Genomic DNA, 21,723 nt, shown 5'->3' on the forward strand with positions numbered 1-21,723 from the left:
ATGGGAAAAAAACGGAAACGATTCATCCGACGAACACAACGACTAAAACGAATTTTGCTCACCTTGACGGGTGTTTTACTATTGATTGTAGTAATGATTACCGCAATCGGAGCAAAGGTTTTTTATGATGTAAAAAAAACGACTGATGCAGCCTATGAGCCAATTCAAAGAGACCACATTGCCGCTTCAGTTGACCTGAATCAGCAAGAGCCCCTCAGTGTGCTGCTACTGGGAGTGGACACCGGCGCATTGGGTCGAACCGAGGAAGGACGCTCGGATACCATTATTGTTGCAACGATTAATCCGCAAACGAAGAAGACCTTGTTTGTTAGCCTGCCACGGGATACATATACGGAGATTGTTGGGCATGATAGTATGGACAAAATTAACCATGCCTACGCATTTGGCGGGACTGCTATGACGATTGCTACAGTGGAGAAGCTGCTAGACATTCCGATTAACTACTATATGACAATTAATATGGAAGGAATCGAATCACTTGTAGATGCAGTCGGTGGTGTAGAGGTAGCTAATCCCTTTGGTTTTAGCTATGAAGAGACGGATTTTCCAATAGGTACGCAGCACTTAGATGGAAGTAACGCATTAAAATATGTCCGTATGCGCTATGATGATCCAGAAGGAGATTATGGTCGGCAAGCACGTCAACGTCAAGTGCTCACGGGAATTACTAAAAAGGCACTTAGCGTTAATGGGTTAGCGGGGTATCAAGAAATATTAACTAGTGTTGGTGATAATATCAAAACAGACGTTCAATTTAAGGAGATCGAGGTTTTGGTCAAAAAATATCGAAGTGCCTTTGAAACAATCGAGTCCGATCAAGCCCAAGGAGAAGGCTTCATGGAAGATGAGATTTCTTACCAGCGTTTGTCGTTGGAAGAATTAGTCCGTGTACAAACACGGTTGAAAGAACAGTTGCAAAAGTAACAAACTTTACTTGTCGATTTTGCCCTCTTTTGTAACAAACTGTAATCTGGCTGCAACATACCTGTTCCTTTTTTTTCGTATAATAGCCAAAGGGATAACGAAAGGTGGATATGCAGTGAAGGGGAAGACATTTGGGATCTTCGCAACCGTGTTATTGAGTGCTAGTATGCTTTTACCAGCGTTTGCGCAGGCGGAATCATTGGATCAATTAGATCAAAAAGCTTCAACGATCGCACGGCAAAGCGACAAAATCAGTGCAGAACTACAAATAGCATTGAATGATGTAAATGAGACCTATCAAGAAGTTAACGACATCCGCAGTAAAATCGAAGCCAATCAAGAAACGATGAAAAAGACCAAGGCAGAGATTGTGGAAACCGAAAAAAATATAGAAAAGCGCAAAGAAATAATTGCTCAGCGAATGAAAGAAGTCCAAGTCAACAATGCGGCTGACCGGACGATTACGACTTTGTTAGAAGCAGAAAACTTAAACGAATTTTTAAATCGTGCCTATGCCATGTCGGTGATTCAACAGGCGGAAAAAGAAAAAGTGACCAGCTTAAATGAAGCAAAAGAAAAATTAGCTGAACTAAAAGCAACGCAAGAGACGACTCAGACGAAGCTGTTAGCCAATGAAAAAAGCTTAGCTGATGAATCGGCACAATTAGATAAAAAAATGGCGAACCTGAAATCTGAACTTGCCGCAAACAAAACGAGCTTAGAACAAATCAGCCAAGCCAAAGAAGTCGAAACGGCGCGCATCGCAGCCGAGAAAGCGCAAAAAGAAAAGGCGGAAAAAGAAGCGCAAGAAGCCGCTGCTAAGGCAGAAGCCGAAAAAGCTGCTGCAGAAAAAGCGCAGCAGGAACAACAAGCCGCTGCAGCCGCACAGGCAAAAGCACAGGAAAGTGCCGCTGCTTCAGCAAGCTCAAGCGAACCACAACAGGCAACGGCGCCAAGTCAGCCAGCAGCACCTGCGCCGGCACCGATACCAGCACCAAGTACACCAACTACATCGGGGCGAACGATCCAAATGCAGTCAACGGCGTACTCATGTGCTGAGTCAGTGAATACTTATTACACAGCTTTAGGAATTGACTTGCGTCAAAATCCGCAGGTTGTGGCTGTTGACCCTTCTGTCGTCCCATTAGGCTCAATGGTAGAAGTATCAGGCTATGGAATTGCTATTGCCGGTGACACTGGGGGAGCAATTAAAGGCAATATTGTAGATGTCCATTTTCCAACAGTAGAGCAATGTATCCAGTGGGGGCGTCGATCTGTGACTGTAACCATTATTAGTTAAATTAAAATATGAAAAACCGGAAAGAGTATTCTTTTCGGTTTTTTTATGTGCCCAAAACCCACTGGAAATAACCAGATAATCTCAATTCCCGTAGAATTCTTACAGTTATTCGAACAAAAATAAATCAATTGTTAGAAAAAATTTATATATAAAAATGTTACTATTGCTTGATCAAAGATGGACAGGCTTTCCGATTGTGTTTTTTTATGGAAATATCGTGGGAAACATCAAAGAAAAAATAATGTGATTATGAAAATGAAATTGTAAATTATTTAACGTTTTAAACGTGTGAAAAGTTGAATTCCTGTATTTTAGCAAGATAATCTTATGGATTAAACAAAATTCTTAATATTCGGTCAAGTGAAACTATAGCAATCAAATGAATATCGATGTTGAAATATCTGAATTCAATGTTTTTTTATTATATGGTTATCACACTTTCGTTGTATTTTTCAAAAGATAAACGTATAATGTGGACAGTGATTGATTAAAATGGCTCTTTCCGTTCTATAAGCAAATGGAAGGCGTATGTTTTTTTAATCGATTACTAATAATTGACAGGGAATAAGAGTTGACTCTTTTCCAAATAAAAAGAAAAAGGAGGTCTGTCGAATGAAAAAACTTGTTAGTGTTGTTTTAGCAGTAATGGCGGTATTCTTACTAGCTGTCCCTTCTGCACACGCGGATGGCGCGATCACAGCAGACGAGCAACGTATTTTAACAGAGATGGACAAAGGCGTTACAGTAAGTGGTAAAACATTTAATTTTACTGCTTCAGATCGTGCTCAAGCAGAGAACTACTTGAAACAACACGATGTCTCTACTGCTAATGTTGATGCGGTTGTTGGTTACATCCAACAAGCACGTGAAATTGCTGCACGTCAAAACGTGAATGTTGATGGCATTAGTTCATTAACTGACTTGATCAAAGCGTTCCCACGTGATGTGATCAATCAGTTGAAAAACATTGTTGTTGATGCAGCAAGAGTACTAGGACTATCTGTATCATTTAGTCCTGGCAGCGTGCGTATCTATGAAAACGCAGCAGGAACTGGTACAACTACTACAGCTAAAGGTGGAAACACTGTTTACGCTTCTGGTAGTGCAGTGAAACAAACTGGCGCTAATTACGCTGTAAGTTTCGCATCATTCGGAAGTTTATTGGTACTCGCAGCAGGTGCGTTTGTCGTAGCTAAAAAGCGTGTTGCCTAAGAAAACTTCTTGGCTAAAGAGACTTGGGGCGGCAATTGTTGCCCCAGTTGTTTTTTTAGTGGTCGGATACTCTCTCATGTACGTAATCGGAAAACCTGTCATTCAATTCGTGACATCAACCATACAATTATTCTTACTAACCGATGCGCCAACTTTTGATGCGCAAGCAGCAGAAGACTTCACGGCGGTAAAAGAGGAAGAAGTTCAAGCAAAAGTGAATGAAAACAATGAGCTTCCTTCTAGTGAACTGGCTTATCCAGTTGGGGGACAACAATATGGTCGAGTACTTGTTTCACCAATCGGATTGGATGTTCCGTTGTATTTTGGAGATACTGATGAACTATTACGCTTAGGTGCCGGACAATTCATGGGTTCTGTCTATCCTGGTGAACAGGGGACAAGCTTAATTGGCGGGCATAATGTCGACGGCTTTGGAAAACTAGCGATGATTAATGTCGGTGATGAAATTCAGATCCAGACAAGTTATGGCAATTATGTATTTACTGTTTCCACTAAAGAAGTCGCAAATAAAGATGACCAAAACGTCAACGAATTAATCTATCAACGAGATAGACGTGTGGCGCTCTTATATACTTGCTATCCCATCGATAGCTTAGGAATGACTGATGAACGGTTATTTGTTACCGCTGAATACACATCAGGACCAATAATTAATGAGAACGAATAGGAGAGATCGATGAACGCATCAAGAAAAATTGCACGTTGGGTACTAGCTTTCATCAGTTCTCTGTTACTATTCTCGCTATTGTCCCTTGTTTGTGTAAAGGCAACCCTTTTTAACCAAGAGTTTATGGTGGATCAGATCCATCAGACCAATTATGTTACGAGAGTACAAAATGATATCACCCAGCGCATCCAAGACTATGGACGAGGAAGTAATATTCCACCTGAACAGTTAGCAGATGTCGTACCGGCAGAAGTGGTAGCTGAAAATGTCGATAATTATATTCGCGGCATTTATACGGGGGTTCCGTTTAATATCGTGGGCCAAGAAACGTTGGAAGGCAATATTCAGACAGCAGTTGAACGTTATGCTGCCGAACAAGGAATTGATATCGATGAAGCAGCCCAAACCAATATTGATCAGTTGAATGCTACTGCGGCAGGCGCTTTTGAGTCTTATGTCGCAATTCCCTACCTATTAGAATACGGGCAAAAAGTGATGGCTTACAATCAAACATTGACGCTGTTAATGATCATTGTTGGGGTGGCCTTTTTACTTGTCTTTATCGGGTTAATGGTGACTAGTCGCTGGTTGCATCGCAAGGTTCGCTTTGCAGCAGTCGCGGTTGGTGGTGCTGGATTGATGTTGACGGTCTTGCCGCTATATATCTACTTCAGCGGTGTCATCGATCGATTAGGTATTATGTCTGAAGGGATGTATCACTTTATCACCAGCTACTTGAAAGCTTTCGATTTAACCTTTGTTAAGGCGGGAATCATCAGTCTGGTGGTCGCTATTCTTTTAATAGTAGTTAGTGAATTTTTACGTCGCAAAAATGTTAGTCGGTTAAAGGGAGAATAGAATGGAAGAAACAATTAGCTTAGGGGAAATTTTTGACATCTTAAAGAAACGAATCGGTATGATACTTGTTACTACGCTAGCGGGTATCTTAATTGCAGGTATCGTTACTTTTTTCATCATTACCCCCAAATATAGTGCGTCAACGCAGATGATTGTCCAATCAAGTGCAGTTGAAAATCCAAATACGAATTTACAAAACGATATCAACGGGAACGTTCTGCTGATTAATACATACAAAGATATGATCAAGGGTGATCTAGTTATGGACACCGCCCGGGATCAATTACAAGCAGAAAATAGCTACAGCTTAACTAGTGCTCAGCTAAAAGACATGGTGGAAGTCGAGCAATCGCAAAACTCACAAATGTTCGAAGTGGTCGCAACAGCGGATCATCCGCAAGAAGCTGCAGTAATCTCAAATAAAGTCTCACAAATCTTCCAAGAAAAAGCCCAAGAGGTCTTAGGCGTAAGCAAAGTAACGATTACGTCTAATGCTCAAACACCAACCGCTCCCGTTTCACCAAACAACAAGCTAAACTTGTTAATCGGTGCAGCAATCGGAATCATGCTAGGTGTAGGAATTGCCTTTTTATTGGAACTATTAGATAAGACAGTGAAAGACGAACGCTTCGTAGTAGAAACACTAGACTTACCGATATTAGGACAAGTAGTTGAAATGAATAAAAAAGAATTAAGCAGCAGCCGGACGGCTCAAAGTCCACAAGTAACCAAACATGTTGCACCCGCACCACAAGATTCCAGCAGACGAAAAGCTCGGCGACGAGTGTAGGAGGAAGTTATGGCAAAGAAAAAAAGTGAAATATTACCAGTTGCGCTAATTGCAGCGACCGATAATTTCTCAACTACTACCGAGCAATATCGGACCATCCGGACCAATATCAATTTCTCTTCTGCGGATAAAGATATTCAAACATTAGTGATTACTTCTTCAGGACCATCTGAAGGAAAATCAACAACGTCCGCTAACTTGGCAGTGGTCTTCGCTAAAGCCGGAAGTAAAGTGCTCTTAGTAGATGCTGATTTACGCAAACCAAGTCTAGCGATTAGTTTTCGTCTACCAAACGCAACGGGGTTAAGTAATTTATTAACCAATCGGGAAGCTTCGATTGACAACTATTATCAAACAAGTGATGTTGAGAATTTGTATGTGATGACTAGTGGTCCTAAACCGCCAAATCCTTCTGAGCTTCTAGACTCACAACGGATGGTGGACCTGATGAATACCATGCGGGAAAGCTTCGATGTAGTTATCTTTGATATGCCGCCGGTGGTAACAGTTACCGATGCGCAAATTGTGGCAGCTCACACCGATGGAACCTTGCTAGTGGTTCGCGAACGCAAAACGAAAAAGCAAGATATCGTCAAAGCAAAGGAATTATTAACACGGGCGAACGCAAATATCTTAGGCGTTGTGTATAACGGAAAGAAAAAAGGCGATTCGGCTGGTTACTATTATTACGGCTAGGAGGAACAAGGATGTTGGATTTACATTGTCATATTCTACCGGGAGTCGATGATGGCGCCCAAACGGTGGATGACAGTATCAAAATGGCAAAGAAAGCTGTGAAGCAAGGAATCACCCACATCCTTTGCACCCCTCACCATAACAGGCGTTATCAAAATCCGAAGGCTGAGATAATTCCTGCGGTCGAGGAGTTACAAACCATCTTGGAGGAGCAAGGTATTCCTTTGACTTTGTTTGAAGGACAAGAAGTACGAATACATGATCAATTGGTCCAAGAAATTGAAGAGGATCGTATTCTTTTCGTGGATGTAACGGATCGATACTTACTAATTGAATTTCCAACAGCAGAGATTCCTTATTATGCAGAGTCTGTGTTGTATGAGTTATGTCAATTGGGGCACGTACCAATCATTGTACATCCAGAGCGCAATCTTGGTTTTCAAGCAGAGCCAAATCAGTTATTAAGTTTTCTGAATATGGGCTGTTTAGCCCAATTAACCGCACCAAGTATCGTAGGAATATTTGGAAAATCTGTGCAAAAGCTGAGCCATCAACTCGTTGAAAGTGGACTTGTGCAGATGGTTGCCTCAGACGCACACCGCTTGAAGCAGCGGGATTTTTATTTGAAGGAAGCTTCCGAATACATAATCAAACATTTCGGGGAAAAACACTGGGAACAAATGGACCAGATGAGCAGAGATGTAGTGAACGGCGATCCAGTAGACCCTTTTAATTATCGGGAGCTAATTTAGGGTAGGAAAGCATGCAACGAACTTCTAACTTTACTGAAAACGACAAGGCAAGAGTTCGAAACTAAGGCTGAAAGTAATGAAAATAATAAAAAACGATTTTCGCTATATTTTTGCCAAAGAGGGCAAAAAAATTTTTCGTTTTTTTATTATATATATCAAAAAGGCATTTGACTAACCTTAAATATGCCGTTTTTGTATAAAAAAACGATTTGTTTGATTTCAACACGCTATTTAAAAAACGTTATTTTTTTATAATAATGATAGTTAAACAATAGTTAAAACATCCCGATATCGGTCAAGCGGGTTCGTTATGAAAATACTGTTGATTCTGATATTTTTTGTTGTTTTGCACATCAAATAGGTTAAAGTACCCAATCTTGTTAGAGTAAAAGATCGTTCTGTAAAAAAAGCTGCTAGTAGCTTGATTGAAGCAGATAGCACGAGGGTTAACCGCGGCAGGTAATTAACTTAAGCGGGAATACAGAAACCATAAAAAAAGCCAGTTCTTCCGTTTTCAAATCATAAGAACCATCAAAAACAGTTTTTTTAAAATAACAGGTTTTGACAAGGTTTTCTGCTGGATTAACCAAAAGTGGAAATATTAGAAATATTGATCTCTAAATGAAAGTATCATATATACGTTATTAATTGTTCTAGTGGTATTGTAACCTTTGTAATATGTGTTAGGATTAATAATACTTTTAGCATTGTAGATGTAACTATTCATGAAAGAAACCGAAAGCCAAGAAACAACAGTGAACTACACCAATGGGAATCTAATTACTTAGACGAACAGGGCTGTGGACACCTGGTTCACTGAGGGAATTGACTGAATAAAGCGTATGTTTGAAGATAGGCAACGCTACATCACTAGCTAATCGAAGGTCTTGGTTTAACTTCTACTACTTAGTGTTCACACTAGTTTTAGCAGTAAAATCTTATACCGCAAAAATTGTTAGTCAGTTAAAGGGAGAATAGCATGGAAGAAACAATTAGCTTAGGGGAAATATTCGGTATTTTAAAAAAGCGTGCGGGTATGATTCTAGCGACTATGTTAGCAGGGATTTTAATTGCTGGAATGGTCACGTTTTTCATTATTACGCCTCAATACAATGCTTCAACACAGATGATTGTGCAATCAAATGTAGGTGAGAGTCAAACTACTAATTTACAAAATGATATCAATGGAAATGTTCTGCTGATTAATACATACAAAGATATGATTATGGGTGATCTTGTCATGGACACTGCTCGTGATCAGCTACAGGCAGAAAATAGTTATAGTCTAACAAGTGGGCAGCTCAAGGATATGGTGACGATCGAACAATCGCAAAACTCACAGATGTTTCAAGTTGTCGTAACGGCGGAACATCCACAAGAGGCTGCGGTGATCGCAAATAAAGTCTCACAGATTTTTCAAGAAAAAGCCCAAGAAGTTTTAGGAGTCAGTAAAGTAACGATTACCTCTAACGCTCAAACAGCAACGAATCCAGTCTTTCCTAATAATAAGTTGAACTTATTAATTGGAGCGGCAATTGGAATCATGTTAGGTGTAGGAATTGCTTTCTTACTAGAACTTTTAGATAAGACGGTTAAAGATGAACGCTTTGTTGCCGAGACACTGGACTTGCCAATCTTGGGACAAGTAATGGAAATGAGCAAGAAAGAATTAACTGCCAGTCGGAGCATTCAAAGTTCGCAGGTAGAAATACCAGTAATCCCTGTTGACCAGAAGTATGACCGACGAAAAGCGCGACGTCGAGTGTAGGAGGAAGCTATGGCAAAGAAGAAAAATGAAATTTTACCAGTTGCGCTTGTGGCAGCAACCAATAGCTTCTCGACTACTACTGAGCAATATCGGACGATTCGGACCAATATCAACTTTTCGTCTGCAGACAAAGCAATCAAGACGCTTGTGATCACTTCATCAGGTCCAGATGAAGGGAAATCGACAACCGCAGCGAATTTAGCGATTGTTTTTGCAAAAGCCGGAAGCAAAGTTCTGTTAGTGGACGCAGACTTACGAAAGCCAAGTATTGCAATTAGCTTTGGTTTGTCCAACGTAAATGGATTAAGCAATCTATTAACGAATCGTGAAGCAGCGATTGACGACTATTATCAAACAAGTGAGATTGAGAACTTGTATGTCATGACCAGTGGACCTAAACCGCCTAATCCATCCGAGTTATTGGGTTCACAGCGCATGATAGATCTTATGCGGTTTATGGAAGAAGAATTCGATGTGATCCTCTATGATATGCCACCGGTCGCAGCAGTGACTGACGCACAGATTTTAGCTGCTCACACCGACGGAACGCTGTTAGTAGTTCGTGAGCGAAAGACAAAAAAACAAGAAGTAATCAAAGCAAAAGAGCTGTTAACACGAGCGAAAGCGAATATCCTAGGTGTTGTTTACAACGGGAAGAAAAATGCAGAATCGCTCGGCTATTATTACGGCTAGGATGAGGTCTTACGTTTTTAGGTTCGGGATTTTAACTAAAGGATAGAGTACATAAAAAAGCATTTTGGGGAAGAACTGTTAGAAAAATTGGGATCAGATGTGTTGGGGGAAGTAAGAACAATGATCCACCTTTTAATTACTAGGAGTTAATGTGAAGGAGCAATGAAGATGGACAAACATGTGGCAAAAGAAGACGTTCCGCCTGTTGGCAAAGTAAAAACAGTTTGGGTAGATGTAGATGAGGTTAACAATCGTATTGGCTATCAATGTGTGAAACGCATAATCGATATTGTGTTAAGTGCAGTGGGATTAGTGTGTCTAAGTCCGGTATTTTTGATTGTGGCAATTTTGATGAAGAAAGAAGAGCCTAATGGCCCGATCTTCTTTAATCAAGTAAGAGTTGGAAAAAATGGCAAAGAGTTCACTATGTATAAATTCCGCTCAATGTGTGTCGATGCAGAAGAAAAGCTTGAAGAATTATTATCTAAAAACGAAATTGAAGGTGCCATGTTCAAGATGAAAGATGATCCCCGAGTAACAAAGATTGGGAAATACATTCGTCGTAAGAGTATCGATGAACTGCCTCAATTACTAAATGTTCTTAGAGGAGACATGAGCCTGATTGGACCAAGGCCGCCTCTGCCTAGAGAGGTTAAAGAATATAGTCGATATGATATGCAGCGGCTATTAGTTAAGCCAGGTTGTTCTGGTTTATGGCAAGTTAGTGGTCGAAATGAAACGGGCTTTGAAGAGATGGTAGAGCTGGATATTCAGTATATTAAGGAACAAAGTTTGATGAACGACATTGCGATTATTTGGAAGACTGTCAAAGTGATGGTTAAGCCAAATGGTGCGTATTAAAGGATTATGTGGGCTAAGCACTTTAATAGACATAAAAAGATGATGTGTAATAACAAAATTTGATAGAAACATTTATCTGTTTTTATAAAGTGCTTTGAGCTTAGTTGCGCAGAGTGCTTTATTACTTATAATCCGGCGTTATGTTATTTAATTAAGTTTTTTTTGATTAATATATATAGATAAATTTTATAGAAAGCTTGGCGAGAATATAGGATGGAATATTTAAAGAAATATGAACAATGGATAAATGACTCTTTCTTTGATGCGGATACACAAAGGGAGTTGTTAGGGATAAAAGAGACTTCTGAGATCGAGGATAGATTCTACAAAGAGTTAGAATTTGGTACCGGTGGCCTGAGAGGGCTTATGGGAGCAGGTACAAATAGAATTAATAAGTATACTATTGGAAAAGCAACAAAAGGTCTCGGTAATTATCTTATCAATACTTTTGGAATTAGTGAGTGTAATGAACGAGGAGTAACAATTGGATATGATACAAGAAATAATAGTAAAACATACGGGGAAATTGTTGCAGGTGTATTTAGCGCTATGGGTTTCAAAGTATACCTGTATTCTGAGCCAAGACCTACTCCTCAAGTTAGTTTCTCTGTAAAGAGAAATAATTGCCTGGCTGGTATAGTCATCACGGCAAGTCATAACCCTAAACAATACAATGGATACAAAGTATATGATGAATTTGGCTGTCAATTAGTTCCTGAAGTCGCAAATGAAGTGATTAAATATGTAAATGAAGTAGTAGATTATCGAACAATAAAATTTGATTCAAATGAAAATAATATAGTAACTTTTGATGATACTAAAGAGTTTGTAAATGCTGTCTTAAAACAAAGCAGATTCAGTGAAAATAATTCAAAGGAAGATTTGAGTATAGTTTATACACCTTTACATGGTACTGGTTATATCCCAATAACAGTGGGTTTAGAGCAAGATGGATTTAAAAAAGTGAGTGTAGTTCAAAAACAAACTGATGAAAATGGAGATTTTCCGACAGTTTCTTCTCCAAATCCAGAAGATAGAGCTGCACTAACTTTAGGTATTGATCTTGCTAAATCGGTTGATGCAGACATAGTTCTGGGAACTGACCCTGATTGTGATCGTGTGGGGGTGGCAATAAGGGTAGAAAGTGATAAATATCAATTACTATCAGGAAATCAAATTGGTGCGCTATTAATGGATTATATTTTGTCTACTACGAACTTGGAAGACTATGTTAATCCAGCTGTAATAAAAACAATTGTTACCTCAGATTTGGGAGCTGAAATTGCAAAGAAAAAAGGTGTAAATGTTTTTTCAACACTAACAGGATTTAAATTTATAGGAGAAAAAATCACACAATTTGAAACAGCTAAAACTAACAAAAATCCTAACTACGATTTCGACTTCCTTTTTGGATATGAAGAGTCATATGGATACCTTACTGGTTCTCATTCTAGAGACAAAGATGCAGTAGTTTCCTGTATTCTGATTTGTGAAATGGCTGCTTTTTATAAAAATATAGGTATTTCTTTAGTTGAAAGATTGAAGGAAATATATTCTGAATTTGGCTATTATTTAGATTTTTTAGATAGTATTACCTTTGAAGGAAAAGAAGGCAGTGAGCAAATTGATAAGCTGATGTATACACTTAGAAACGAACCTTCACCGTTCAAAGATATTGAGAGAAAGATCGACTATTTAGTTGGGGTAGAAGAAGATATTCTTTTTGGTGCGTTACCTTCTTCAAATGTTCTAAAATTTGTCTTAGAGGATGAATCATGGATAGCAATTCGACCCTCAGGAACAGAGCCCAAAATCAAGGTATACTATAGCATAAAAAGTTCAGACAAGAATAGCGCTGTAGTTAAACTGGAGAGTGTTCGTCAATGTCTGATGAAGAAATTAGAAAAAAGTGTGGGGTTATAGAATGAATATTATTTTACTTTCCGGTGGAAGTGGAAAAAGGCTTTGGCCTCTCTCGAATGATGTAAGGAGTAAGCAATTTATCAAATTGTTCAAAGATGATAATGACCAATATGAGTCAATGGTTCAACGTGTCTATAGACAGATACAATTAGTTAATCCGGAAACAAACGTAACTATCGCAACAAGTAAATCTCAAGCAAGTGCTATAAAAAATCAATTAGGAGACAAAGTGTCAATATGCGTGGAACCATGCCGACGGGATACCTTTCCGGCAATATTATTGGCATCGGTATATCTGAAGGAGAAGAAAAAAATACCTAAAGATGAAAATGTAATTGTTTGTCCAGTAGATCCATATGTAGATATTTCATATTTTGAAGCTTTTAAGAAAATAGAAGAAAATGTCAACAAAAATGAATCGAACTTAACTTTGCTAGGTATTGAACCTACTTATCCAAGTGAAAAATATGGATATATAATTCCAAACTCACCATCTTCCGTAAGTAAAGTAAACGAGTTCAAAGAAAAACCAGATACCAAAACTGCTGAAAAGTATATTAATCAAAATGCTTTATGGAATGCTGGCATTTTTGCGTTTAAACTTGGTTACTTAGTTGATATAGCTCATGAACTAGTAGACTTCAAGACATATGAAGAATTGTACGATAAATATGAAACCATTGAAAAGACAAGTTTTGACTATGGAGTTGTTGAAAAAGAAACAAATATTGAAGTAATACGATACAACGGTGATTGGAAAGACGTCGGAACTTGGAATATGATGACAGAAGTAATGGCTGACAACATAAAAGGTGAAGCTGTTATGGATGATTATTGTAAGAATACACAGATAATCAATGAGTTAGATGTTCCTATTATTGCTTTAGGTTGCGAAGATATGGTCATAGCTGCAAGTAACGATGGAATATTGGTTTCTGATAAAGAACGAAGTGGGTATATGAAACCATTTGTTGAAAATCTTAGACACGGTACTATGTTTGCAGAAAAATCGTGGGGTACATATAAGGTTATTGACATGCAAAGTGATTCTATGACTATAAAAATATCAATGCGATGTGGCGAATCAATGAGTTACCATAGTCACGACAACAGGGATGAGGTATGGACGATTATTTCTGGAGAAGGTATGGCAATTGTTGAAGGCATTGAATATGTCCTTAAAAAGGGAAATACATTAGAAATACCTAGAGGGATGAAGCATTCGTTAGTAGCGAATAGTCCCGATTTAGAATTGATTGAAGTTCAATTAGGTAACTCAATCAGCGTTGTGGACAAAAGAAAACATAAACTCGAATACAATGATGTATAGAACTTAGATTATAAAAAATAAAATTAATAAGAATGGGGTATGAGATATATGAAAAGAGCTTTGATTACTGGAATTACCGGGCAAGATGGATCTTACTTAGCTGAGTTACTAATCGAAAAAGGATACGAGGTACACGGAATTATTAGAAGAGCATCCGTCTCAACAACAGAGCGTATACAGCATCTTATCGATAGAAACTTAGTGATTCTTCATGACGGAGATCTGTCTGATTCATCAAGTATCATACGAATTATTGCAGAAGTAAAACCTGATGAAATTTACAATTTAGCAGCTCAAAGCCACGTGGGTGTTAGTTTCGATGCTGCAGAATATACTAGTGATGTAGACGCACTAGGTGTTTTACGTATTTTAGAAGCTGTTCGTATGTTGAATCTAACTGAATCATGTCGAATTTATCAAGCTTCTACTTCAGAACTTTATGGGAAAGTTGAAGAGTGTCCTCAGAATGAAGACACCCCGTTTCATCCATACAGCCCATATGCTGTTGCAAAGCAATATGGTTTTTGGATAGTGAAAGAGTATCGAGAGGCTTATGACATGTATGCATGTAATGGTATTTTATTTAATCATGAATCTGAACGGCGTGGAGAAAATTTTGTTACGAGAAAAATTACTTTAGCTGCAGGTAGAATTGCTACAGGTCTACAAGAATATCTTGAACTAGGGAATCTAGATTCTCTACGTGACTGGGGCTATGCAAAAGATTACGTAGAATGTATGTGGTTAATGCTACAACAAGATAAACCAGATGATTTTGTTATTGCTACTGGAGTTCAACATACGGTTAGAGAATTTACTACTTTAGCTTTTGCACATAATGGAATAGAAATTGAATGGAAAGGTACTGGAATGGATGAGAAGGGATATGATAAAAAGACTGGGAAGATGATTGTCTGTGTTAGCCCTGAATTTTTCAGACCTACTGATGTTGTAAACTTGTGGGGTGATCCAAACAAGGCTAAAACAGTTTTAGGATGGAACCCACTTCAGACTAGTTATGAGGAATTATGCAGTATCATGGCAGAACATGATTTGAATATTGCAAAAAAAGAAGCTGAAGATCATTTTAAATAAGATCTATTTAATATCTTTTTTGCTGGTGAAACTGTACAAATAAGTATAGTTTCACCTTCTTATATATTACATAAAAAGCTTGTGTTCATTTTTGCATAGAGCTAAATACAAGTATAAAGGAGGAAGCGTAAATAATGGCAAAGATTCTAATATTTGGAATAGGTGGTTTCGTAGGTTCGTACTTAACACAAGAATTTTTAGATGCTGGATATACGGTATATGGAACTGACTTAAAGAGACCTCGGTTGTTACAAGATACGGTTCCGTTTTTTGAAGCAGATATTACAAATCAAAAAGAAGTTTTGAAGGTGATAACTCAAATAAAACCAGAAATGATCGTAAATTTAGCGGGAATTAGTAGCGTGGGTTATTCTTGGAATAATCCACAAACAACTGTGGTAGTCAATGTTTTGGGGACTATTAATATACTTGAGGCTGTGAGAAGTAGCAATAATAATCCTAAAATAATGTTCATTGGATCCAGTGAGGAATATGAAGCGAACGAAGGTCCGATAACAGAGAAAAATCGTCTAAATGCAAATAATCCATACGGTATTTCAAAAATTACTCAAGGCAATTTTATTTCCCTTTACAGAGAACAATATGGCATTAAAGTATATGAAGTACGCCCCTTTAATCATACTGGTGTCGGACAAAAGGAAACTTTTGTGTTACCAAGTTTTTGTAAACAGATAGCTGAAATTGAAAAAAGTAATTCAAACGGTGTAATTGAAGTAGGGAATATTTCTATTAGAAGAGACTTCAGCCATGTAAAGGATATAGTTAGAGCTTATAGGTTGATTATAGAAAATGAAAATTTTAATACGATTTATAACGTAGGTTCTGGAGTAGCTTATGAATTAGAGGAATTACTAAGCTTTATAATAGGCATGAGTTCAAGAAAGATAACGGTTAAAAAAAATTTAGATAGAATTCGTGTTGTAGACACCCCTGTAATACAAGCTGATACAAGTTTAATAAAAAAAGAATTAGGTTGGCAACCCAATTATACTGTATTCAATGCTCTGAGAGAAATGTATGAGTATTATCTCGATGAAAAATAGCTTCGAAGCGGAGGAGAACAATGCCTAAGATAAACTTTTTGAATACTAATATCGATAATTTGACGTTGGAACAAACTGTTGAAGAAGTAAAAAAATTGATAGATAAAAAAGAAGCGAAGTATTTGGTTACTCCCAATTTAGATCATATAGTTTTATTAGAAGAAGATGATGTATTCCGTGACATATATAAGAATGCGTCTTTAGTTTTAGCTGATGGAAAGCCGCTAATATGGATTTCTAAGTTTAAAAAAAATCCAATTATCGAAAAAATTTCTGGATCAGATTTGTTTCCAAAGATTTGTGAAATGGCAGCGAAAGAGGGCTACTCTATTTTCATCCTAGGAGCAGCTGAAGGTGTTGCTGATAAAGCAGGTGAAAATCTTTGTGCAAAATATAAAGATTTAAAAATTGTCGGGACATATTCTCCAAGATACGGGTTTGAAGAAAATCAGGAAGAAGTAGAGGCAATCATTGAAAATATAAAAAGTAATTCTCCAGACATATTGGCTGTCTCTCTAGGATCTCCTAAGGGGGAAAAATTTATATATAATTATTTAGATGAGCTAAATGTTCCAATAAGTATGTCAATCGGCGCAACGATTGATTTTGAAGCTGGAAATGTTAAACGCGCACCAAAATGGATGTGTGATCATGGATTTGAATGGATGTATAGAATTTCTCAAGAACCAAATAGATTGATAAAAAGATACTTGAATGATGCGATCAAAATTTTACCCATCATAAGAAAATATAGTTGAGAAATTCAAAAAACATTGATTGCTTTAAAAATGAAAAGGAATTTTTTTGCGGAGGATAGCTATCAAATGAAACCGACTGTTTTAGTTGTAGACACCGAATTTATTAAAGCACACAAAGTGCTTAACAAGAAAATAGTTTCATGGTTAGTAAATGATTATGATCTTGTTTTCATTGATAATAAGTATGGAATATTTGACTACATAGAAGGTACAAAAATAAACACAAGTAATTACAACCAACAATCCAATAAGTTTAGTAGAATAATAGGGTTTCTTTGTACTACATTTTTAATTTTGAAAATTGTTAAAAAACAAAAAATAGACAAAGTTTTGCTATTGTCATATGAGTATAGAAGTCTTTCGTTTTTTATTAATAAAATATCAAAAAGGACAGAAGTGATAGCTTTTCATCATAATGATATTGATCGTGATTTTAAGAAATTTGGCACTTACTTTTTTAAAGCAAAATATCACAGAACTTTCATGCTATGTAGACATATTGTTTTTCATGAATTCATAAAAAAATATCTAATTTCTCAATTAAGTGATTTTGCAGGAGAAAACATATTTTTAATGAATCTCCCCATCACAAGAGAGATAAAGCATATAAAGCGTAGTGTTGGAAAAATCAAAAAAATAGTTTCTATAAGCGAAACAAACGAGAAAAAGTGGGTCCACGAATTAATTGAAGACGAAGAGAAGAGAAAAATTTTCAAAAAAAATGACATAAAGATTATTATCAAAGATAATTCAAATGAATACGATGATGGCTATGTAAAAATCTTTAGCGGCTTTTTACCTGATTCAAAATATGAAAATATAATTTCCGAAAGCGATTCATTTTTGCGTTTCTTTTCGCTAGATTTTTACGCTAGGTCTTCAGGAACAATAATAGATTCACTATCATTAGGAACTCCTTTTATCGGAAATGATATTGAAGTTGTGAGAGAATTTGAAACCCAATATCCTCTTCTAGTTAAAAGTTTCAGTACATATGAGGAGCTTATAAAGATAATATTAAATTGGGAAGTAAATCTTGATGAAAGGTCAAACGAATTTGACAAATTTTTGAAAGATTTTTCCGACAAGAAAATAGAAAAAAGCTTTTTGAGAGCATTAGGTGATGAAATTGATGAATAGTGGAGTAGTAATTTTGAACTACAATCAGGCTGAACTGACTACTGTTTTAGCTAAACATATTAACTCTTTTGACAATAATTTGCAAGTCTGTGTAGTCGACAATAATTCTACTGAGGATTCTAAGGAAGTGCTAAAGTCTTTAAATGAATACGGAATAAAAGTAATCTTTAATAATAAAAATTCTGGCTACTCTGCAGGTAATAATATAGGATTAAAATATCTAATTGATAAGTGCGAATGCAATGTGGTAGCAATCGCTAACCCAGATATTTGGATTGAAAAACCAATACTACTCGAAGCCTTTAGACTTAGTTTATTAGATAAAAAATTTGGTGTTCTTGCTCCAATGCATACTAATGAAAAAGGGGTATACAATGAGTTACAACACAAAAAGATTCCTTCATTTTTAGAAATGCTAAGTTATTCTTTTTTCATCACAAGATATTTTAGCAGTAATAAGAATCTTCAAATACAAATTGATAAAACAGTTCAAGATGTAAAAAGCTGTTCAAATAGAATTTTTGAGTGTGAAGTAATATGGGGCTGCCTTTTGATATTTAGAAGTGAAAGTTTAGAAAAAATTGGTTATTTAGACGAAAATATATTCTTATACTATGAAGAACAAGTTTTGTATGAAAGAATGAAACAAGAAGGACTGAGAGTAGGATTAATTAGAGATTTAGTATTCGAACATAGACATGACTATTCTAAGAGCATAGGATCGGTTAAGAAGTTTGCAGCCATGACAAAATCTGAACAATATTTTAGAAGAAGATATCTAGATTTGTCGAAAGCGCAAAATTTAATTTTGGATATAGCTAATAGTTACTCTATATTTGAAAAGCGAATAATTAATAAGTTAATTAGTTTAAAGCATAAGAACAAGATTGCTAATTGGTAAGAGAGGATAAGAAGAAAAGATATGATGGACTCAAGGTTTCTTACAAAACAGGAGATATTAACAATATTTTTATTAACTGCTCTTCTAGTCGCATCGAAAATAAATCCTTTATTAAACGGCGGGATGATAGTAGCAACATTGTTCGTAATTTCTGTACAATGTATCAAGAATCCTATGATTGCTATTTTTTGGAGTTTTTGGTTCGGAGAATCTCTTTCCGGTTTGTTACCACAAAAAGTGAATATTATATTCTTTAGTATTCAAGTGGTTGATATATCTATACTATGTTTGATCATCTTTATATTTTTCTCGCTAAGAAAAGGAATTCCTAAGCTTTTTTTTAGTAGTTTATTATTGATAGCAATTGGCTGGTTTGCATTACTAATCATTGGAAGTATCAAGGGTGTAAGTAATACCAATCAAAGTATATTAATGACTATTTTTACGCAAAGAAGAGTAATACCCTTCATTTTGTTACCATTAGTTGGTTTAGGTCTTTATAGACAAGATAATCCGCTAGAAAAAATCGAGTATTACATTACAAGAATCGCTGTAGCAATAATTTTAATTTCAATATCACAGTGGATATTGATGTATGCAGGCGGTCCAATAATTTTTGAGGGGGCTGTCAACATGAGACTGGGCTATCGACTCTATGTTCCCATCACAATAACGCGTTTTGCTGCAACGATTGTATGGATCAGAATGATAACTCAGAAGATTACTATTCAACGGCTTATGTTCATCACAGGTTTTTTTGTACAAATTATTTTTATCAACCAAGGAAGAGCCTCGCTTATTTCGGTAATAGCAACTTTTATTCTTGGGATCCTTCTGTTTACAAAAATCAAAGCGAAGCCTATTGTAGTTTCGATAGTGATAATTTTTGCCTCAATGCTGATAGCAACTCCATTAGGTAATAGCTTTTTAGATTATTATCTTGGTGACATTGGTAGTACAGACACTAATAATAATATTGGGTTCCGGGAGTATGAACAGAACTTTTATGAAGGAAATCTGAAAGGAAACGAAGTACTCGGCTTAGGCGGAATAAATAATGGGGATATCAATAATGAGCATCTCATTGGTACTCAACGAGGTATGTATTTGTCTGACTTAGGGGTGTTTGAAGTTAAATATTACTACGGAGTGATAGGTGTCTTGATGTTTTACGTTACATTAATCATTTGTATAGCAGTATCATTTGAGCGCAGAATAAGGAAAAAGCATGCATACTTTCTTCTCCTTTTCATATATGGACTAATTATTTCTAGTACACAGTCCTATTTCTACTTTGGTGGAGCTTCTTTTCCAGTAATGATAGCTTTGTTATTTGTGCAAAGAAAAAAATTGAAAACAGATATTTTTGGATTATAGGAATAAAAGTATTATCTTAGTGAAAGTGAAATAAGGTGAATAGATGTCACAAAGAAAAACAGGGGCTGCGCTCTCATATTTGAATATCGTAATTAAAAATTTAGTTGTATTGATATATACACCATTTCTTCTTCGGTACTTAGGTCAATCTGATTATGGATTGTACCAGATGGCCAACTCGTTAATAATGACTCTTTCACTTCTTTCAATGGGAATGGGGGTAGCGTATGTAAGATTTCACGTAAAATACCAAACAGAAAAGTCTTACAATAAAATCAACCAACTCAATGGTATGTTTCTGACGATCTTTGTAATATTGTCATTAGTCTGTCTAATTGTTGGAGGATTTATTGCACAATATTCCGATGTAATTTTTTCTGAAGGATTGAATTCTGTAGAAATTAGAACAGTGAAAGTATTAATGATATTAATGACAATTAACATTTCGTTAACTTTCATTTCATCTGTATTTGATTCTAATATTCTAGTACATGAAGAATTTAAATTTCAGCAGTCTAGGCAAATAGCTCAGTCTGTTTTTGTTCCTTTGATAACTGTCCCTTTAGTTCTATTAGGATATGGATCAATTTCTATAGTGATAGGTCAAACTTTAGTAACGACAATATTTTTAATATTAAATGCTCGGTTTTCAATTGTTAGATTGAATATGCGCTTTTCATTCAATAATTTTGATTTGAATTTATTCAAAGATGTACTTTCATTTTCTTTTTTCGTTTTTATGACCCAAGTAGTTGAAATAATTTTGAATCAAGGTCCTAGTGTTATCTTGGGGATGTATGATAGTTCATCTTCTGTAGCTACTTATTCGGTGGCACTACAACTGAAAAATCTATTTGTTATGTTGTCTTCGACCTTGAGCACTGTATTCCTGCCATATGTAAATAAGTTAGTTGCAGAGAAGGCCTCGGGTTTAACGCTAACCAAACTCATGATAAAGGTTGGAAGAATACAATTTATTCTTCTTTCGTTTTTCTTGGGAGGATTTATAGTTGTAGGCAAAGAGTTTATAATTATTTGGGCCGGCGAGAACAATCAATATAGTTACGTTATTTTGCTAATGATGATTGCGCCAGCACTATTTCCAATGGCACAAAACTTGGGAGTTGCTATCCAGCAGTCTCAAAATAGGCATAAGTTCCGTTCAATTGCATATTTTACCTGTGCAGTAATTGACTTATTAATTACTATTTTGTTAGTTAAAGGTTATGGTATAAGATATGTGATGATCGGATTTATTGTGTATACATTCTTAGCAAATATATTTTTGATGAATTGGTACTATCAAAAAAAGATGTCATTAGATATGAAATTGTATTGGAACAGCATCAAAAATCTTTTAATACCATTTACTTTAGCAACTTTTAGCATATTTTTCTTCAAATCGTTAGTTGGGACAAATGGCATGATTGGGATTGCTTTGTACGCTGTCTGCTATTCTTTTTTATATTTTATAATATATATATTTACTTCTTCTTCACTAGAAGAAAGAGAACTACTTTTTTCAATTTTCAGAAGAGTAAAGAATTGAAAAAATATTGACAAGGTGGTAAA

At 36.2% G+C, this 21,723-nt stretch carries 20 protein-coding genes; all 20 read left to right on the top strand.

The window, feature by feature from the left end:
- The 20 genes from IGI42_RS12000 (at nt 1) to IGI42_RS12095 (ending at nt 21,700) form a co-directional block, all read left to right on the top strand.
- The gene (locus IGI42_RS12000; RefSeq protein ID WP_438716088.1) at nt 1–945 is read left to right on the top strand and encodes an LCP family glycopolymer transferase; all 945 of its coding nucleotides are present in this window, start codon (nt 1–3) and stop codon (nt 943–945) included.
- Nucleotides 946–1,060: 115 nt separating this feature from the next.
- Nucleotides 1,061–2,245, top strand: a complete 1,185-nt coding sequence (locus tag IGI42_RS12005) for a 3D domain-containing protein (protein WP_438716089.1) — start codon at nt 1,061–1,063, stop codon at nt 2,243–2,245.
- A 612-nt stretch (nt 2,246–2,857) separates the two neighbouring features.
- Nucleotides 2,858–3,457, top strand: a complete 600-nt coding sequence (locus IGI42_RS12010) for a hypothetical protein (protein ID WP_438716090.1) — start codon at nt 2,858–2,860, stop codon at nt 3,455–3,457.
- A 76-nt stretch (nt 3,458–3,533) separates the two neighbouring features.
- On the top strand, nt 3,534–4,145 hold the full coding sequence (locus IGI42_RS12015; RefSeq protein WP_438716091.1) for a class D sortase: 612 nt from the start codon (nt 3,534–3,536) through the stop codon (nt 4,143–4,145).
- Between the two features lie 9 nt (nt 4,146–4,154).
- The gene (locus IGI42_RS12020) at nt 4,155–5,003 is read left to right on the top strand and encodes a hypothetical protein (RefSeq protein ID WP_438716093.1); all 849 of its coding nucleotides are present in this window, start codon (nt 4,155–4,157) and stop codon (nt 5,001–5,003) included.
- A 1-nt stretch (nt 5,004) separates the two neighbouring features.
- Nucleotides 5,005–5,793, top strand: coding sequence for a YveK family protein (locus IGI42_RS12025; protein ID WP_438716095.1), 789 nt, complete (start codon nt 5,005–5,007; stop codon nt 5,791–5,793).
- Between the two features lie 9 nt (nt 5,794–5,802).
- A complete protein-coding gene (locus tag IGI42_RS12030) occupies nt 5,803–6,489 on the top strand; it encodes a CpsD/CapB family tyrosine-protein kinase (RefSeq protein WP_438716097.1) in 687 nt (228 codons plus the stop codon).
- A gap of 11 nt (nt 6,490–6,500) precedes the next feature.
- Nucleotides 6,501–7,241, top strand: a complete 741-nt coding sequence (locus tag IGI42_RS12035; RefSeq protein WP_438716098.1) for a tyrosine-protein phosphatase — start codon at nt 6,501–6,503, stop codon at nt 7,239–7,241.
- 979 nt (nt 7,242–8,220) lie between these two features.
- A complete protein-coding gene (locus IGI42_RS12040) occupies nt 8,221–9,009 on the top strand; it encodes a YveK family protein (protein ID WP_438716099.1) in 789 nt (262 codons plus the stop codon).
- A gap of 9 nt (nt 9,010–9,018) precedes the next feature.
- The gene (locus IGI42_RS12045) at nt 9,019–9,702 is read left to right on the top strand and encodes a CpsD/CapB family tyrosine-protein kinase (RefSeq protein ID WP_438716100.1); all 684 of its coding nucleotides are present in this window, start codon (nt 9,019–9,021) and stop codon (nt 9,700–9,702) included.
- Between the two features lie 168 nt (nt 9,703–9,870).
- The gene (locus IGI42_RS12050; RefSeq protein ID WP_438716101.1) at nt 9,871–10,563 is read left to right on the top strand and encodes a sugar transferase; all 693 of its coding nucleotides are present in this window, start codon (nt 9,871–9,873) and stop codon (nt 10,561–10,563) included.
- A gap of 213 nt (nt 10,564–10,776) precedes the next feature.
- Nucleotides 10,777–12,486, top strand: coding sequence for a phospho-sugar mutase (locus IGI42_RS12055; protein WP_438716102.1), 1,710 nt, complete (start codon nt 10,777–10,779; stop codon nt 12,484–12,486).
- A gap of 1 nt (nt 12,487) precedes the next feature.
- Complete coding sequence (locus tag IGI42_RS12060; protein WP_438716103.1) at nt 12,488–13,816, top strand: sugar phosphate nucleotidyltransferase; 1,329 nt, start codon at nt 12,488–12,490, stop codon at nt 13,814–13,816.
- A 48-nt stretch (nt 13,817–13,864) separates the two neighbouring features.
- Nucleotides 13,865–14,911, top strand: a complete 1,047-nt coding sequence (gmd, locus tag IGI42_RS12065) for a GDP-mannose 4,6-dehydratase (protein ID WP_438716104.1) — start codon at nt 13,865–13,867, stop codon at nt 14,909–14,911.
- Nucleotides 14,912–15,045: 134 nt separating this feature from the next.
- A complete protein-coding gene (locus IGI42_RS12070) occupies nt 15,046–15,975 on the top strand; it encodes a GDP-mannose 4,6-dehydratase (protein WP_438716105.1) in 930 nt (309 codons plus the stop codon).
- 20 nt (nt 15,976–15,995) lie between these two features.
- Nucleotides 15,996–16,733 carry a WecB/TagA/CpsF family glycosyltransferase gene (locus IGI42_RS12075; RefSeq protein ID WP_438716106.1) on the top strand — a complete coding sequence of 246 codons (738 nt, stop codon included), beginning with the start codon at nt 15,996–15,998 and terminating at the stop codon, nt 16,731–16,733.
- A 66-nt stretch (nt 16,734–16,799) separates the two neighbouring features.
- Nucleotides 16,800–17,873: a hypothetical protein gene (locus tag IGI42_RS12080; RefSeq protein ID WP_438716107.1), complete on the top strand. Its 1,074-nt coding sequence runs from the start codon at nt 16,800–16,802 to the stop codon at nt 17,871–17,873.
- Nucleotides 17,866–18,774 (top strand): glycosyltransferase family 2 protein, encoded by a 909-nt coding sequence (locus IGI42_RS12085; protein ID WP_438716108.1) that lies wholly within the window; start codon nt 17,866–17,868, stop codon nt 18,772–18,774. The genes IGI42_RS12080 and IGI42_RS12085 overlap by 8 nt, the downstream gene beginning before the upstream one ends.
- 21 nt (nt 18,775–18,795) lie before the next feature.
- Nucleotides 18,796–20,151: a hypothetical protein gene (locus IGI42_RS12090; RefSeq protein WP_438716109.1), complete on the top strand. Its 1,356-nt coding sequence runs from the start codon at nt 18,796–18,798 to the stop codon at nt 20,149–20,151.
- A 43-nt stretch (nt 20,152–20,194) separates the two neighbouring features.
- Entirely contained in the window at nt 20,195–21,700 is a 1,506-nt protein-coding gene (locus tag IGI42_RS12095; RefSeq protein WP_438716110.1) for a lipopolysaccharide biosynthesis protein, read from the top strand.
- Nucleotides 21,701–21,723 lie beyond the last annotated feature (23 nt).

The sequence above is a fragment of the Enterococcus sp. AZ109 genome (assembly GCF_051714625.1).
In the GTDB taxonomy this organism is placed as follows: Bacteria; Bacillota; Bacilli; order Lactobacillales; family Enterococcaceae; genus Enterococcus_A.